The 15,527-nt window shown below is 48.4% G+C and carries 10 protein-coding genes; 7 read left to right on the top strand and 3 right to left on the bottom strand.

From position 1 onward, the window contains the following. Positions 1–20 precede the first annotated feature (20 nt). Entirely contained in the window at positions 21–542 is a 522-nt protein-coding gene (locus RBB63_RS17180; RefSeq protein ID WP_309386219.1) for a HugZ family pyridoxamine 5'-phosphate oxidase, read from the top strand. A 430-nt stretch (positions 543–972) separates the two neighbouring features. Here RBB63_RS17180 and RBB63_RS17185 read toward each other — a convergent pair whose 3' ends face one another. The 3 genes from RBB63_RS17185 to RBB63_RS17195 all read right to left on the bottom strand — a co-directional run bounded on the left by RBB63_RS17185 (position 973) and on the right by RBB63_RS17195 (position 4,350). Then, entirely contained in the window at positions 973–2,691 is a 1,719-nt protein-coding gene (locus tag RBB63_RS17185) for a sodium:solute symporter family protein (RefSeq protein WP_309386220.1), read from the bottom strand. Between the two features lie 208 nt (positions 2,692–2,899). Further along, complete coding sequence (locus RBB63_RS17190; protein WP_309386221.1) at positions 2,900–3,640, bottom strand: PEP-CTERM sorting domain-containing protein; 741 nt, start codon at positions 3,638–3,640, stop codon at positions 2,900–2,902. A gap of 20 nt (positions 3,641–3,660) precedes the next feature. Continuing rightward, positions 3,661–4,350, bottom strand: coding sequence for a hypothetical protein (locus RBB63_RS17195; RefSeq protein WP_309386222.1), 690 nt, complete (start codon positions 4,348–4,350; stop codon positions 3,661–3,663). Positions 4,351–5,384: 1,034 nt separating this feature from the next. Here RBB63_RS17195 and RBB63_RS17200 point away from each other — a divergent pair. The 6 genes from RBB63_RS17200 to RBB63_RS17225 all read left to right on the top strand — a co-directional run bounded on the left by RBB63_RS17200 (position 5,385) and on the right by RBB63_RS17225 (position 15,421). Continuing rightward, positions 5,385–8,936: a hypothetical protein gene (locus RBB63_RS17200; RefSeq protein ID WP_309386223.1), complete on the top strand. Its 3,552-nt coding sequence runs from the start codon at positions 5,385–5,387 to the stop codon at positions 8,934–8,936. A gap of 6 nt (positions 8,937–8,942) precedes the next feature. Further along, on the top strand, positions 8,943–9,749 hold the full coding sequence (locus RBB63_RS17205; RefSeq protein WP_309386224.1) for a hypothetical protein: 807 nt from the start codon (positions 8,943–8,945) through the stop codon (positions 9,747–9,749). 197 nt (positions 9,750–9,946) lie between these two features. Beyond that, positions 9,947–10,900: an AraC family transcriptional regulator gene (locus tag RBB63_RS17210; protein ID WP_309386225.1), complete on the top strand. Its 954-nt coding sequence runs from the start codon at positions 9,947–9,949 to the stop codon at positions 10,898–10,900. 8 nt (positions 10,901–10,908) lie between these two features. Further along, positions 10,909–12,291, top strand: coding sequence for a family 20 glycosylhydrolase (locus tag RBB63_RS17215; protein WP_309386226.1), 1,383 nt, complete (start codon positions 10,909–10,911; stop codon positions 12,289–12,291). A 62-nt stretch (positions 12,292–12,353) separates the two neighbouring features. Continuing rightward, positions 12,354–12,992, top strand: a complete 639-nt coding sequence (locus tag RBB63_RS17220; protein ID WP_309386227.1) for a prepilin-type N-terminal cleavage/methylation domain-containing protein — start codon at positions 12,354–12,356, stop codon at positions 12,990–12,992. 35 nt (positions 12,993–13,027) lie between these two features. Beyond that, complete coding sequence (locus tag RBB63_RS17225; RefSeq protein ID WP_309386228.1) at positions 13,028–15,421, top strand: heparinase II/III family protein; 2,394 nt, start codon at positions 13,028–13,030, stop codon at positions 15,419–15,421. Positions 15,422–15,527 lie beyond the last annotated feature (106 nt).

Consider the following 15,527-nt stretch of genomic DNA (forward strand, 5'->3'; position numbering starts at 1 on the left):
AGACTGTCACTTTACTCGCCATGCCAGTAACAGAAGATGCTATTTCCGCAGCTGAAGCCGATTACGCCAAGCTGCTTGACGAAACCAAAACACTGATCCTTGCCAGTGGTGGAGAATCCCCCACCCCTGAGGCCTCCTATGTTCCCCATGTGCGCGACGCCAAGGGAAACTTCTATGTTTTTGTGAGCGAAATGGCGCGCCACACGATCAACCTGCGCACAGGTAATAACGCCAGTGTCATGCTGATCGAAGACGAGGCGGCCGCCAAACAAATCTTCGCGCGGCGCCGCGCGACTTATACCGTCCAACCGGAAGAACTCCCCCGCGACGGCGAAGAGTGCAAAGCCCAAATCGACGCATTTCGCGAGCGTTTCGGACCGATGATCGACATGCTTGCTGGCATGAGCGATTTCCACATGATTCGCCTTAAGCCGACCAGCGGTCGCGTCGTTCTCGGTTTTGCCGCCGCATTCCGAGTAACCGGCGAAAATTGGGACCGCTTGGAACAGCGCGTCGCCACTGGCTCCAAAGGCCACGGATAAGTTCGGTATACCAACTTACCTTTTGTCGCAAAGCCGCGTGCGTTGCAGATACTTCAAGCAAAGGATAACGCAGCAACTGCGTTATCCTTTTACTTTTAGGGAAACTTGTATGCTGCGCCTAAAAGCTTCCAAGGTAGAGCAAAATCGAGATCAAGGGCTCTAGGTGCCTGGGGAAGTTCGCACGTGATCCAAATCAATGCTCCGGCAATAGCGAGTATTCTGCCAAATAGGAGCGCCATAATGCATCGGCACACAAAGACTTGCACTAGACTAAGTCACGCTGTATGCCGCAATTTCCATGCATCTAGACGCATGATTCTACTGAAGCCACCGGATTTCAGAACTTAGAATATTCTCAATATTCAGCGGCATCGATTGATACTAAAAATGAAACGCCCTGTCGATTTTACTGCACTAGATAAGAGAGTGATCACCGCTTTCGAAATCCTGTCCGCAACATCGCAATTCCAATAATCGCGAAAGCCCCGCCAATAATCACAATTTGAAGCCTGGCCGCCAGTGTATTCGGAAGTAGTGTAAAAAGCAAGAAGAGCAGACCTATCACAAAACTCGTAGCCCCCATAACATTCAATTGAAATGAGTCGTTGGACTCACCGATTTCTTTATCAAAATCTACAGGCGTTTGCATTTTCTTGTAAAACTGGCGAACGCGCTCCCGGTATTCTGGCGCAGCCCTTTCCCAGAGAGGAAGACTCAGTAAGCACCCCAGTAAGCTGAAGGCATATATCCAAATCAACCGATCCTGAATCGGCCAGTTTTCGCCACCAATGCTACTCTGATAGACAAAATAAGCTGAGGGCAGTATTGCGAAGCCGATGATGATAAAATAGGATGCCCAGTGAAGCCGTTTAACCCATAAAGCAAGCAATACCGGCATCCCCAACGGCAATCCCACGACTGCAGATATCATTAGATACGCATCAAACAATGAAACTTTTTCCTGGAAAGTAAGCAGTAGCCCAATGGCGATAATATATACTCCTAAAAGTATCGTAAACAGTCGACAGAGCGCTAAGCCAGCGTGGTCGCTCAGTGGCTTAAGGTTCAACTTATCCCTCATCCTTGGGATGATGTTGTTTACGATAATGCCCGTGGTGCTATTGAGGCCGGTATCCATGCTACTCATTGTCGCAGCAAGCATTGCAGCCAGCATGAGGCCCATAAAACCATTGGGCAAGAGCGCCTGAGAGATAACTGCATAACTAGCGGTAGACGGCTCTTTGATGCCCACAGCCATCACTTCAGGGGCATACAAAAAGCGAGCGACCATCGGGGGAACAAACCATACAATAGAACCAATGAGCATTAAAAGGCACGCCCAGGCTGATGCCCACCGAGCATGGCGACTATCTTTGACCGATAAAAAGCGTCCAGCCGTTCCAAGATTAATGTAACCTTGCAACTGAAGAATAAAAATAACGACAATCCATTTCCAAGTAAACTTATCATCAGCAAACTGCCCGGGTTCCTTAACCAGTTGAAAATCGCTGGCAAATTGAGGGTCATGAAAGTAGCCGAAAAAGGCGGAGACTCCCCCAACCTTTACCAATGCCAGGTAAAACATTAAAATCGTCAGAGAGAATAACACCAAGCCCTGTATGAAATCCGTTGCCATGACAGCCCAACGCCCTCCAGTGGTTGAATAAAACAATACGATACAGCCGAGAATAACCACGACCCAAGCTGTCGGGATCTGAAGTATGGCCCCAGTAAAAACAGCAAGCGCATATAACTGCGTGGCGGCGCCTACGGGTTGAATCAGGAGGGAAATATACGCGCTGAACTGCTCAACGCTCACATTGAACCGCTCGCGCATGATATCCGCCCAAGTCGTCGCCCTCGTTTGCCTAAACCAAGGACCGATCCAAATACACAAACCGAGGCCAACACAGTTTGCCAAATAGATCACCAGGAAAGTCGGACCAGCTGAAAAGGCAGCCGATGCATTTCCAGTAAAGGTAAATGCGCTGATCCCAGCCATGAACATGCTGGTTCCGACCATCCACCAAGTGCCTTGAGCCCCACCGCGAGCAAAATCACTTACATTCCGATTTAGCCGTGAAAAGACTGTTCCGACAGCCAGTAGGACGGCCAAATACACCCCCAATGTAATGTATTCTATTATCATCCCAGTGATGCTTTTGAGTTCAGAATTCCAATTAAGAAGCCACTCGCAAAGTAGATAACGAGTGGCTCCCGGTGGAGGAATACGAGTTCCGTTGATTCTCGAAATCAGTCCAGATCGTAACGTAACAGCATTGCACTGCCCCCTAGCTAGATCATAAGGACATGTTCGAATTCAATGAAACTGACTAGAACGAGAAAGTCTATTTAGTTTACTTTTTGCGCTTTACGCTGCGACGTCCTACCACAAGCACTCCCATGAGGACTGCCCCAAAAAGAGCAAAGCTTGATGGTTCGGGTATCGACGAAACCTCAACAATATAATCGGCGAGATAGTATCCCCCGCTGGAGGTATACCCACTGCCACTTGTGCCAGCGTTGATAAGGATACCTCCACGGTCCGAAGCGCTTGAGACAATGAAAGTGCCAGAGATACTTGTCCAAGTCTGATTATCATCCTGAAAGCTGAATGTTTGCGCCAAGTCCGTGTAACTGCTCACCCCAACGCCGGTGGTTCCTTCTGTGTAGCGAACTTCCCAGTCATTGGGATTGATTCCGCCGTTGGTGTCATTTCCAAGGATCTTAAAGCTGTAGCTCACCAGAACATCTTGGCCTGATGTGAAATCGGTAAAATCCAAGTTCATCAAATAGAACCCAAAATTAGTATTTTGAGAATTCGCAGTTCGAACATAATAGGCGGTTTCACCTGCGATTGAGACAATGGAGTGATCAGAGCTCCCGCTTTCACCTCTGACGATAAACATATTTGCCGTAGAGCCCGGATCACCAGACCCGCTATAGGAAGTATCCAGTGTATAATTCCAGCTGGCAACATCTGTCGCTAGCGTCTCTGGAGTTGAAAAAGAATATCCGTAATTCCGCGTCTGCGCATTCAACGAAATGCTACAAAAGACGCTAATTACAAACAGAGGTAGAACTGTTGTATTTTTCATTTTTTGCTTATTCTTGAGTGTTAGTTTTGTTTAATCAGTGAAATGGTTTCCAGTCGGATAGCCTTCTCCGTGCCCCTGCCATAGCCGACTTGTATCTGAATTTCATCGGGCTTGCCTGGAGAGAGAAAGCGTAGTGACTTGATTTCCAGCGGCTCCCCTTCATCCGGTTTGAAGTAAAAATCAACCCGCCCATTATTATGCCAGTAGACCTCAAACGTGCGCGCCCGATTAAACCAACTGACGGTGTCCGAAAACTGGATTTCACCCGTACCGCTAACCAGAACACCCGTTGTATTGTTAATCAATTTGATGATAAGCAGCGGACGCCCTCTGGATAGTATCGTTAAGGATCCATTTTGATTTTGAGAGCCTGAGGTTCCAGCTCGGAACAAAAATCCACCGGTTGAAATCCCATCGAACTTGTACAGAAGCAATGGAGTGCCCTCTGCATCAGTAAGGTTATCGACGGAACTATCGAAGACATCATTCAGGACCATTGCCACTTGGCCCGGCTCAACTAGCCCAGGCGGAGGAGCCACTTGAATCGCACCCTCCTGCCGAGCAGCGACGGAACCAATCGTCCAATCCTCAAGAAACGTTTCGGCATCCAGACTACCGTTTCGGAAATCCCAAGACCCAACAGTTTCGGCTCTAACCTGCAGCATTCCAAGCAGGAGAATCGGTAAAACTCTCAAGTAAATCGTTAACATTACATAAAAAAGATTATTTTAATTTAATCGATCGTCAACAATATTTTAATTCTTTTTAATCATACCGACGTAAAGCAATTTGACGAACGGCCTATCGATCAACTGGAATAGAAGCCCCAGGAGACATCCGAATTCCAAACACTACTTAGTAAGCATCGATATGCATATTTAGAGGAACTCCATGGCCATCAGGAGAATTCGCCAAGCCTTGCCCTACTGATCTAGTCCTTAGCGCGCCGACGCAGAGTATTGTTTCTCGTTGTACTATCCAAATCAGCACAATCGCAGCATGATAGAGCCAACAGAAATCAGCGCATGGTTTTTCAATGGTAACCGTCTAAACGCCTAAGCGCCCGAAAGGCCTAAGCAATACTTGAGGGTTATTCGACTTCGATTTACGTCCTCGCTAAATTTCTTTCCCGGATAATGGACGTAAGGCTTAAGAGAAAATTACACTATTTTTACCAAGCATTCCCCCGGAAATGCGTTAATTGAGTATTAGTATTTCGCAAGCCAAAGGAAGACGAAACGATCTGGAATCTTTATACTATTGAAAGATGCACTATTCAAATTCCAACCCCATCGTGATTACCGCAGTGACACATCTCGATGACAGCGAGCATTGCACCGCAACTCCTGCTCCAATCGTGCAAGCGCAGAGCAACACTTCCGCCCACAAGTTACCACTTCGGAAATTCAATTACCCATCCTTTTCAACATCAATCACTATTTAAAGCAAGGGGTACCGGTAAAACCAAAGTAAATCGTTGACATTACATACATGCGATTATTTTAATATTACCGATCTTAGATGTTATATTCAGAATACTTAATCATACCGACATCGCATAATTCAAGCGAGCCATCGATCCAGCACGACGCGCAGCTGCCTTAAGTCGGCAACGATAATCAATCGAAAGGACTACCCAGAGTAAGGGGATGAAATGAGACGTAATCCGCCATAGAAATACAATCGTCCCAAACGCATTTCATAAAAGCTGAAACTCCCGAAAAAATGACCTCAGCAAACACAAATGTCCTACACTAATAATAGATACACCAGCAAAAGCCCTGGAATGGGAAAACCGGGCTTTGCCCTGATAATCGCTCTGGCGCTGATGGCGTTCATGGTGATGCTGATGCTTTCAATCAGCACACTAATCAATATCGAGACTCGCGCTACGAGCATCGAGGCATCTAAGAATGAGGCCCGGCAAAACGCGCAGTTGGGATTGTACTTAGCACTGGGAGAGCTACAACGTCTAGCTGGTCCGGACCAACGGATAACCGCCCGCGCAGACATGCTCGAAAGCTATGTCGCAGCGATCGACTCATCGGACAATCGCACCACAGTAGCGAATCCATTCTACACGGCGGTGTGGAACGTAAAGCCTACACAAAATTCCGATTGGCCACACAAAGCGGGCGCCTCGAACAACGTCAACCTTAGGCAATCGCCGGCGTTCCTAGTGAGTGGCAATGAAGGTTTCTTGTGGGGCGGCCAAGCCAGCATTACAGAATCCACAACAACGTTCGCCGACCCATACAACTTTACGGAGGCTGGCGTAGTCGTTGAAAAACGACCAATCAACAATGGGGATCCCTTATCCATTAATCGCTATGCCTGGTGGATTGGTGACGAAGGCGTCAAAGCAAAGCTCCGCCGAGAAGCAAACGAGGATCAGATCGATTCGAACTCCTCCAAATGGATGCAGCCAATGGGCGCAACGCCACAACTACTTGATACGAAGTTGAGAAACCTCGACCGCGACGAGTATGAAACTCTCGCCCAAAACGCAACTAGTTTGGAAATGCTTCAACTCATAGACCCCAGCTTTGCCGATGTATTCGCCACTGCAGCAGGTAACTTAGCAACCCCACATTTCCACGACTTCAGCTTACACGCACTTGGTGTTTTGTCTGATGCGCGCAACGGAGGGCTCAAAAAGGATCTCACGCTGTCTCTCCATGCCAATAGCGGAGCAGCTCCTTCCGGGACAGAAAACAACTCCCTGCTGTACCCCGAGTTCGCCCTACCGGAAGGCCATAAGATCCTTCAACCCGCTTGGGGCTACTTACGTGATCATTACCAAGGCATAGAAAGAACGAATGCTAACGACGTTGAAACCCCAATTGATGAAACGTGGGCAACAGACGAAATCGTCGCCATGCGCATACCAGACGCAAACACACCTGGCATCTTACCCATTCTAACCAGAGCCCAACTAGGCATCACCCCAGCATTAATACGAACATCGGCGCCCGATGCCGATACCACTACATGGGAAATCTATTACTACTATTTCCCTGCCGTAGTCCTCTGGAATCCCTACGATGTAGCGATGCACATTCCGGAACTACGAGCTATTTCGCGCCCCTATGTCGGCAGCTCCAATTACAAGTTTCATGACCGCTACGGAATCCGGCTGTCGATAAGCGACGCCAGCGGGAATGAGATCGCAAACAACATTCCTGCAATTGGAGGTAAGCTGGAGAGCGCCTCCCCCAATCAGAGCATCGGACCAATGCATTTCACGATCCCGGAAATGATCATACCCTGCGGGCGAGCCGTGATATTATCGCCTGATGAAGGGACTTACCCGCTTGCCGAATCTAGCGACTCAAATACGAATGAATTGAAGCTTGGTTGGCGCCCTAATGGATCGTTTTATCGACGGACTCATGTAGTCCTCACACTGGTCGCTGAAGACGACTCCCCTGAAGACGCTATTGCGAATTATGAAGTGACCATGCGAACGGCGCTTCCAGATAACGAAGTCACAAGTATCTACACTGATAGTTTCTATAACGCCAACGGTGTTTGGGATTTAATGGAGACCTCTTCAATCGGTAACCAGAAAGACGGATGGCTGTCGATCAACTCGCCCGAGAAGCTCTTCGTAAATCAGATTTTTCAGCTATCCCACACGAAAGGCGGCGCAACATCCTTGATATTTAATGCATCACAAATGAAACGGCTTTTGGACCCAGCCGACTTCGAATCCCCGGAAAAGTTTCTTCAGGAAGGCTCGCTAACCGTCCCCTCCGTTCTCCAAGTCTTCTCGACAAAATTTTCCGACGATAATTTTGGACTCCCCAATAGTGCATTTGGAGCCGAAAAAATCCGCTGGAGCTACAACTACAATCCCCGCTCTGAATATACCTTCAGTCGCTCTGCAGAAATGCCCAGCACCGATACCTCAGGCCTTTTTTTCAATAACGATGCGGTCGATGCGTTCACCCCTGCGTTAGCGCTGGAAGATCAAAACCCTGCCCCGACCTATGTGCCAGTAGGCGGGCAGGCAAATAGCTTCGATAACGACCGCGCAGCAATTTTCCACGCAGCAAAACCTGGTGAAAAGTATTTCAATATCGCTAGCTTGCGCCATGCAAATCTCGCCAGCAGTACGACTCGCCCTGTCAGTGGAAATGAGCCAAGAGGCGGCCAACACCTAACCCCGGCGTTTAGCTTAGGCGAATCAATTGCATCACCACTGATAGAGCCAGAGGATGTAGTCGCACATTTTGACGATCCAGAAAGATTCTGGCTGCCCGACTTGCCCTATTTAATCAATGAAGCGCTCTACGATAGATATTTCCTTTCAACCGTATCCCCTGATACGCACCAATCGGAGCATCCATTACTCTTGGAATACGGGACCAACCTCCCCTACACACAAACCTCCGAAGGATTTGATAAAAATGCGGCTACATTGATGTTGGATAGCGCCTTTAACGTAAACTCCACTTCCGTCGATGCTTGGGCTGCATTTTTAGCGAATGCACTCGATGCGCCCGTAACTCTCCACGGTCAAATTCAAGACTCCGAAAATGGCGCGCCCTACACGCGACTAGTTAACCCGCTCGATGGCAGCCTCTCCAGTGGAGAGCTAAACTCTGACAATACGAAGATGCTGACTGGCTTTCGACGCCTTAACGACGATCAGTTAAGAGCGCTGGCAACAGCAATTGTTGAAGAAGTCAAAGTGCGTGGCCCCTTCCCCAGCATGAGCCATTTCGTCAATAGAGTGAGGGCCAATCCCACCGCTGACTGGTCATCGGATAGCCCATTAATGAGAGATGACATCTCACCCGAACGTAAGCAAGAACTAGTCAGTAAAGGCGCCCTGCAATCTGCCTTGGACCGCAATCCATCCAATGGCGACGAGATCGCCTTGGCGCTGCCCAACGCAGCACTCTTAAATGAGGAGTCCGCACGAGTAAGCTCGTCAGAGAATCATGTCGCCCTCGCCAACGCTCAGGCCCTCGATGGATTCACTTCTCAAGGAATGCCTGGTTATCTAATGCAGGGAGACCTACTCGCTACGCTGGACTCTGCCATGGCAGTGCGCTCCGACACGTTTCGCATCCTTGCCTATGGAGAAGTAAGCGATCCATTCACGGATCAAATAGTTTCAACAGCAAAGTGCGAAGCCATCGTCCAGCGAATTCCAGAATACGTAGACGCAGCAGACGAACCTTGGGCGGCCCCCTACAGCGCTGATGGCGCCAACGCGCTGATATCAGAAGTCAATGAGATGCTGGGCCGCAGATTTATTATAGTTTCATTTCGATGGATTAATTAAATTTCTATGAAAACAACACCACATACACTACGACTATTCCTGTCCCTTTTGGGGCTGCTCTTCTGCTATCCACATCTCAGCTTAAAGGCTGAGACAGACCCGCTCGTTTCAGTGGATCTTGCCGTGTTAATTCTGGAACAGCATAACCAGCCTGAATCCAATTCACAGCGTCCAAGTAGCTTACAAGCGCGCCCCACTAGAGCAGGTGCAGAACGATACAAGCGTTGGGTGCGCACTGGTCCAGGACCAGAAGATTTTCAGCAAATTGCTGCGGATGAAAATCTCCTTTCACTGCCATTCACCTATCATGGTCCTCGGCAGTTTGCGCTCTACGAGCGTGTGAACCAATCAGGGGAAAGGACCACTTTCATTGCTCGAGAGAGAATACTCCTTCCTAGCAGCACAACTTCCGGCGTGTTGGTCCTAATTAGAGATACTCAGCCAGCTCAGGCGCCTCATTATCAAGTTGGTTATATCGATTGCTCAGATGCAGAGCAGAACAGCATGGGAGTGCTATTCTGCAACTACTCAGATGCGCCGAAAGCAATTCGAATTGGAAAAGATAACAATCCAGTAACCATCGATCCTTCTGCGCGCTCCTGGACGCCACTGAGCCATGAACGTGCGGTAATGCCATTGAAAATAGCTTCATTTGATGGACAATGGAAACTCGTCCAAAATACAGTCGTCCGCTTATCCACACAACGCCCAACACTAGGAGTTATTTTGCCTGGGAATCAGGACGGCTCTCAATCAATTCGTCTGCTTAGATTCACATTGCCGAATTGGAAGAGCACTGAGCCAAATGCTTAATCGCATCGCAAGACATTCATTTCCAGTCACAATTTTAATACCTGTCTAACGAGAAAGATGAGGTTGAATGCCTGATTCAGATCTTCATTTCCCACCACACATTGGAGATCGTCGACAAATGCAAAACGATCGTTGACATTACCTATCTTTTGCTTTTTTAATATTATCGATCTCAAGCAAGAAATTAGATAATATTAATGGAATCGACTAAAAAAGACGGGCATCACTCCAACTCCCATTCACCAGAAGGGCAATATGCACCAAACTGGCTAAAAGCCATTGGCGATCTACCTGACCATTATCATGGTCACGTTTGGCATAATGGAGTGATGCCAAACAATTACATGTTCTTTCTACGTAATAACGTCGAAGAATTAGCCCCCACTCGAGTCACTCAAAATTTACACCAACGGTACGAGTTCGTAATCAATTATTCTGGATCTGGACGAGTCTGCCTCGGAGATGACGAATACGATTTCAATCCCGGCTCGTCGACGCTGATTCCACCAGAAACATTTCACCGTTACTACAACGTTCCTGAGGATGGGTTCCTTTGGCTTTTCTTCACCTTTGATCTGAGTTGTAAGAACTTATTGCCGATAAAGACGGGGGTAGTGACCGAACTAACGGAAGAGAATTTAACGGCCATCAAGGGCGCCACTCAGACCTATCTTGATCCGTGCACAGAACTCGACATCTTTGAAGCTGGATTAACGATGGGGAGAGTGTGCCAATCCGCGATCAAAGGCCGTACGCTCCCCCCCAAAGATACGATCGATCTACAAGAGCACGAAACGAATAATTTTCTAAAAAAGATAGCTCGTTTCGTGGATCGCGAAATGGACTTCGCTGTGCGCATCGATGACATAGCGAAGCACCTTGAAATGTCCGAAAGTAATTTGCGTAAAGTATTTCGCGAAAACTTTGGCGTTAGCCTTGGGGCTTATTTACGACAATCCCGCCTGACTCGCGGGGTGCAGCTAATTAACCGCCCTGATCTCTCAATATCGGATGTCGCGAAACGCTGCGGGTTCGAATCCATCAACTCATTTAGCCAATCCTTTAGCCGAGCCATTGGCATGCCCCCCTCAGCCTACAGGCAACATCTCGCTGAGGGGAAGTCGCCCATTCACGTGAATTTCGATCAATAGAAAACACGATGGCTACGGCATCTACATTCGGCGCCCAATCCCCTGCAGTTCCATTTCGCGGGGTTCATTTGGACCTCAAAGGATTAGTCCCTACATTCCATCGCTTACTAAAGCTGGTTGACATTTTCGACACACTAAAGATTCAAGCAATTTTAGTCGAATGGGAGGACTGTTTTCCGTGGTCTTGCGACCCACGCCTTCGCGCTCCCCACGCGTACACTGAAGATCAAATTTTACAGTTCTCAAAACGCTGTGATGAGCTTGGGATCGAGATAATCCCCTTGGTGCAGAGCCTTGGCCATTCTGAAAACGTATTGCGGCTGCCCGGCAACGAGGGCATGCGCGAAATTCAACACCGCACTGATGTTTTTCACCCCTTAGCGCAAGGATCATCTCAAATTGTCGCAGCTATGGTTAGCGATGTCATTGAGCTCATCCCTGGAATCAAACACTTCCACTTAGGCGGAGATGAGGTTTATACGTTGGGGAAAAATCCAGCTAGCAAAGAATTTATTGAAAATCATGGCATAGCAGAACTCTACTTAAAGCAACTAAAGCCATCGCTCACGCTCCTCAAAGAAAACTCTATACGACCACTACTCTGGCACGACGAGGTCGTGCAATGGGAAGATCAACAGATTCAAGTTTTCGCACAAGACTTCGACTTGGTTGTTTGGGGATATACAGGCGATCCACGAAACCCGGAAACCTATCATTTCCGCCTTCCACACATTCAGAAGCTTCATCATTTGGGTTGCTCCCTTTGGGGAGCCACTTCCTACAAAGGCGCAGATGGCCCTTGGGCAAACCTGCCTGATACCCTTGCAAGAGCAAAAGCGACACAAGGCTGGGCGGAGTTAACTGCTGATTTTGGATTGAAAGGCATCTTCATCACCGCGTGGAGCCGATATGCAAGCGGAAGAATTCAGGTATCTCCCATTGATGGCGCCCTTGATTCGTTGGCCTACATGGCTATCACACTGCACAATGGCCAAGCTCCAACGGATGGCATTGATACCTGCATCTCCGTATTAGATGATTTAGGAGAAGCCGAATACCTCGCTACGTGCAAACAGCTTCTTTTAAATTTTACGAAGCATGTAGATAAATCATGGGAATGGATTCGGCAACTCCATGAACAGAAAGAAAACATCAAGCTCGAACCGACGAGGGCAAATAGTGGCATTGAGGAGATTATCTTTGACCTGCTCGCACAAGATATAAAGGCCTGCAGGGAATATGGCGAACAATTGGAGCAATGCCTCAATGGTAAAGTGGCGTCGCCCTTACCCCAGTATTATTGGGAGAGCCGCCTCAAGGCAATTGAGGATGCTTCAAATCAACTCGTGAATGATGGCGTGCTTTGCAGCTCAACGCCAATACTTGCTTAGGGCCAAAGTGTATTCATTCAGCCCTTCATCCAATAAAAGCGTTATGAACATGATTCTCTAGCATGCAAAAGTTAACGATTAAACCGAAGAATAATCATTCTGGTTTCACACTCGTGGAGCTCCTGACAATCATAGCAATAGTTGGAGTGATGGCATCGTTACTGATACCTGTGGTTGGCACGATACGTCAAAGCGCCAAGCGCAGTGTTTGTGCGAGTAACCTCCGGCAGCTTAGCTCGGCATCGTTACTTTATTCAAACGAGCACGATGGAGAGCTAATCGCAACACCATTTCAGGAAGAAGGCAAATACTGGTTTAGGCAGGTATATCCATATTTGGACAATCAAGAAACCAAAGTAACATCAGCGGTTTTCCAATGCCCCAATGACGAATCTGCAATACAGGCATTTGAAAACAACGGAACTGAATGGAACTCCATATCTTACCTCCTTCTAAAGGATGTCCCCACATGGAAACTGCGAACCCAGATATCCAACGCGCCAGACTCTCCTCAGTTTATAGACGCAGAAACAACAGCGACCACGGACTATTATAATCAAACCAAATTCACGAGCAAGGTGAAGGGTTCGGCAACTGTATGGCGTCACGATTCAGGCGTTAACGTGGCTTACTGGGATGGCAGCGTTCAGTTTATCGAGAAACCAACTTACGAAAAAGTTTTCAAATCTAAGAACTTATAGCGTTCGCGCCTGTAGACTGATTACTCAAGGCACCCATGAAGATCTATACCCTATTGTTGGCGTTGCTACCCCATATCTGTTTGGCAAGCGAACCATGGAACAATGCCGCATGGAAAACCTCGCCACCAACTCAAGACGATATTCCCCTTTTGCGAGAGGAAGCACTCTCAGCCCTGTCATCCTCCTATGAGTTGCTATATAGCCAGGCAGCCAACGACACAAACTACGTCTCACATGCTCGACCGCTCATTGAATGGAATGCCTGGCAGCTAAGCCACTTATACCGATTAAGTGGCGATCTTGCCGCCGCAGAAAAAGCTGCAGTCATTCTAGCTGGGCTCGCATCAAGAAGCACACCAGAACCACCAACGGGCATCCACGTAGAAGGCAAGTGGATCCCCTACCCGGCGGTCATCAGCTATGGATTAATTAAAAATGCACCGATATGGCCTATAAATGGCAATGCAGGGGAAGTGCTTGCCGAAAAGAAAGACATTGAATCATGGCTCATGAAGTATTCTCAGTCCTTCCAAAAGCTGCTGGATCGTCCAAACCAAATTACTAACTATACCCCTTTTGGTTTAAGGCATGCAGCATCACTAGCCTTAGTGACTCAGGACGAAGCATTGCTCCAGAAATGCTATGAGACAGCAAACCATTTAGCTTTTGGCTCCGACTTTTGGTATGCGGATTTAATTTGGCAAGAAGGCACGGTTTCCTACGCAAGGCAAGTTACCGGCAACCTAAAAGCGCTACTGCCCCTGCTGGAAGCAGGCCTGAACTTAGATCAGGTTCAGTATGCCCAGACCGATCTCAAAAATCTGTCTGAACGCCTCAACGCCATTGACGAAGTGCAAAATGATTTCCGAATGCCAAGTGGTAGACCGATTCCGATCAACGACACCCACTGGGCCATACCCGCTGACTCAACTCCAAGAGCCCCTAGGCCAATCGAATTTCCCGACTTCGGCCATTTCGTGCTAGCAGGCAAGGATATTGAGTCACACTTGTCGTTGCCCGCATTAACTGGAGGTGGCCGCTATGGCGGCGGACACATTCATGATAGCAGACTGAGTTTACAATTATGGGGACACGGCCAAGAGCTTCTCCCCGATGCAGGCTATGCATTCAGACCTGCGAATAACCGCTATTTCCATATGTCACCGCTGGCTCATAATATGTCGCTGGCGACTGACGATGATGCCAGTTACGAAGACGGCCCTTATGGAGTGTGGCACGGAGCATGGGCTCGAAGCGCGCTCTTAGGCTATGACAACGGCCAGTCCTCAAATGGCGTTGTTACCTACATTGCAGCGTCATCACCTGGCCCCGAAAATGAAGGCATTAAAGTATCCGAACGCGCCCTGATTCAAGTTGCGACGGGAGATTGGTCTGGATATGTAGTCGACTGCTTCTGGCTGCAAGGAGGCACAGTCCACCGCTCTGTGCTACGACAAACTGAAGATGAAAACGTCGTCCAAGCAATTGACGCCCCATTAACAGATGCTGGCTTAAGCATGGCGCATGTATTGCATGAAGATAAAGTTGGCGATGGCGCCTGGACCGCTCTGCTCAAGTCTCCAATGAGAGTCGATACCGAATCCTCTTTTAAGATAAGCTGGCTAGGCACAGAGAGTAATGTAGCACTCAATTTATTTATGGCTCCACAACCAGGCTCAACCAGTTGGATAAGCAGGCTTCCGCGCCTACGGCCGACCAACCAGGATGAGTCCCAAAAGGACGACTTCCCCGGGTGGCATTTACTTAGACAGAGACAGGTTCAGCCAGAAGAATCTACACTCTGGGCCGGTGTTTATGAGCCAGTCGCTGATGGCGAAGAACCCAAAATACTCAATGTGCTCTGGGATTTTGATGAGTCTGACTCCGGCGTGATGATAACGGTCGTCCTGAAGGATCGGACGGACCACTGGTTTTTGGACCGATCAAGCGATGTGATGAATTTAGGAGCTTATGTTTTTCAGGGACGAGCGGCTGGCTACTCCAGTCGTAACGATCAAATCCTCTGGGCTTGGGCCGCACTTGGTTCGACGTTAAAAAAGAACGATAACCTAATCATTGATGGAGGCAACGATATGCCTGCGCGCGTGCTGTCGCTTCAAGCAACGCCTTCAGGCGTAGAACTGGTGGTCGAAGGCCGAATGGCTATTCCCTCCTCACATTGGGCAGCGATTGCGTTTGCGGATGGAAGTGGACGTGGGCTCTACCTGAACAAAAGCAAAGAGACGCGGGCAGAGAATACTGTTTTTGAATTGGAGACAGACCCAGGATTTCGCGTTGGTGAGTCAATGATGACCCGAACCGCATTTCCACTGCACTCAATCAATGGGGACACATACATTTCTCCACTCGGTGGCAAGTTTAACAAAAATAAAGCATTGCCCACCGAATCCGATGCACAAATCAATTAGCGTCCTTCTAGCAGCCCATCAGTTATGAGAAGATTCCAGTCGGATTGTTGTTTACTGGGTTGATTGGGTTGCTGAGGTTCTGCGATAGAAAAGCCATAGGGCGAAC

Source organism: Cerasicoccus frondis, from assembly GCA_031296915.1.
In the GTDB taxonomy this organism is placed as follows: domain Bacteria; phylum Verrucomicrobiota; class Verrucomicrobiia; order Opitutales; family Cerasicoccaceae; genus Cerasicoccus; species Cerasicoccus frondis.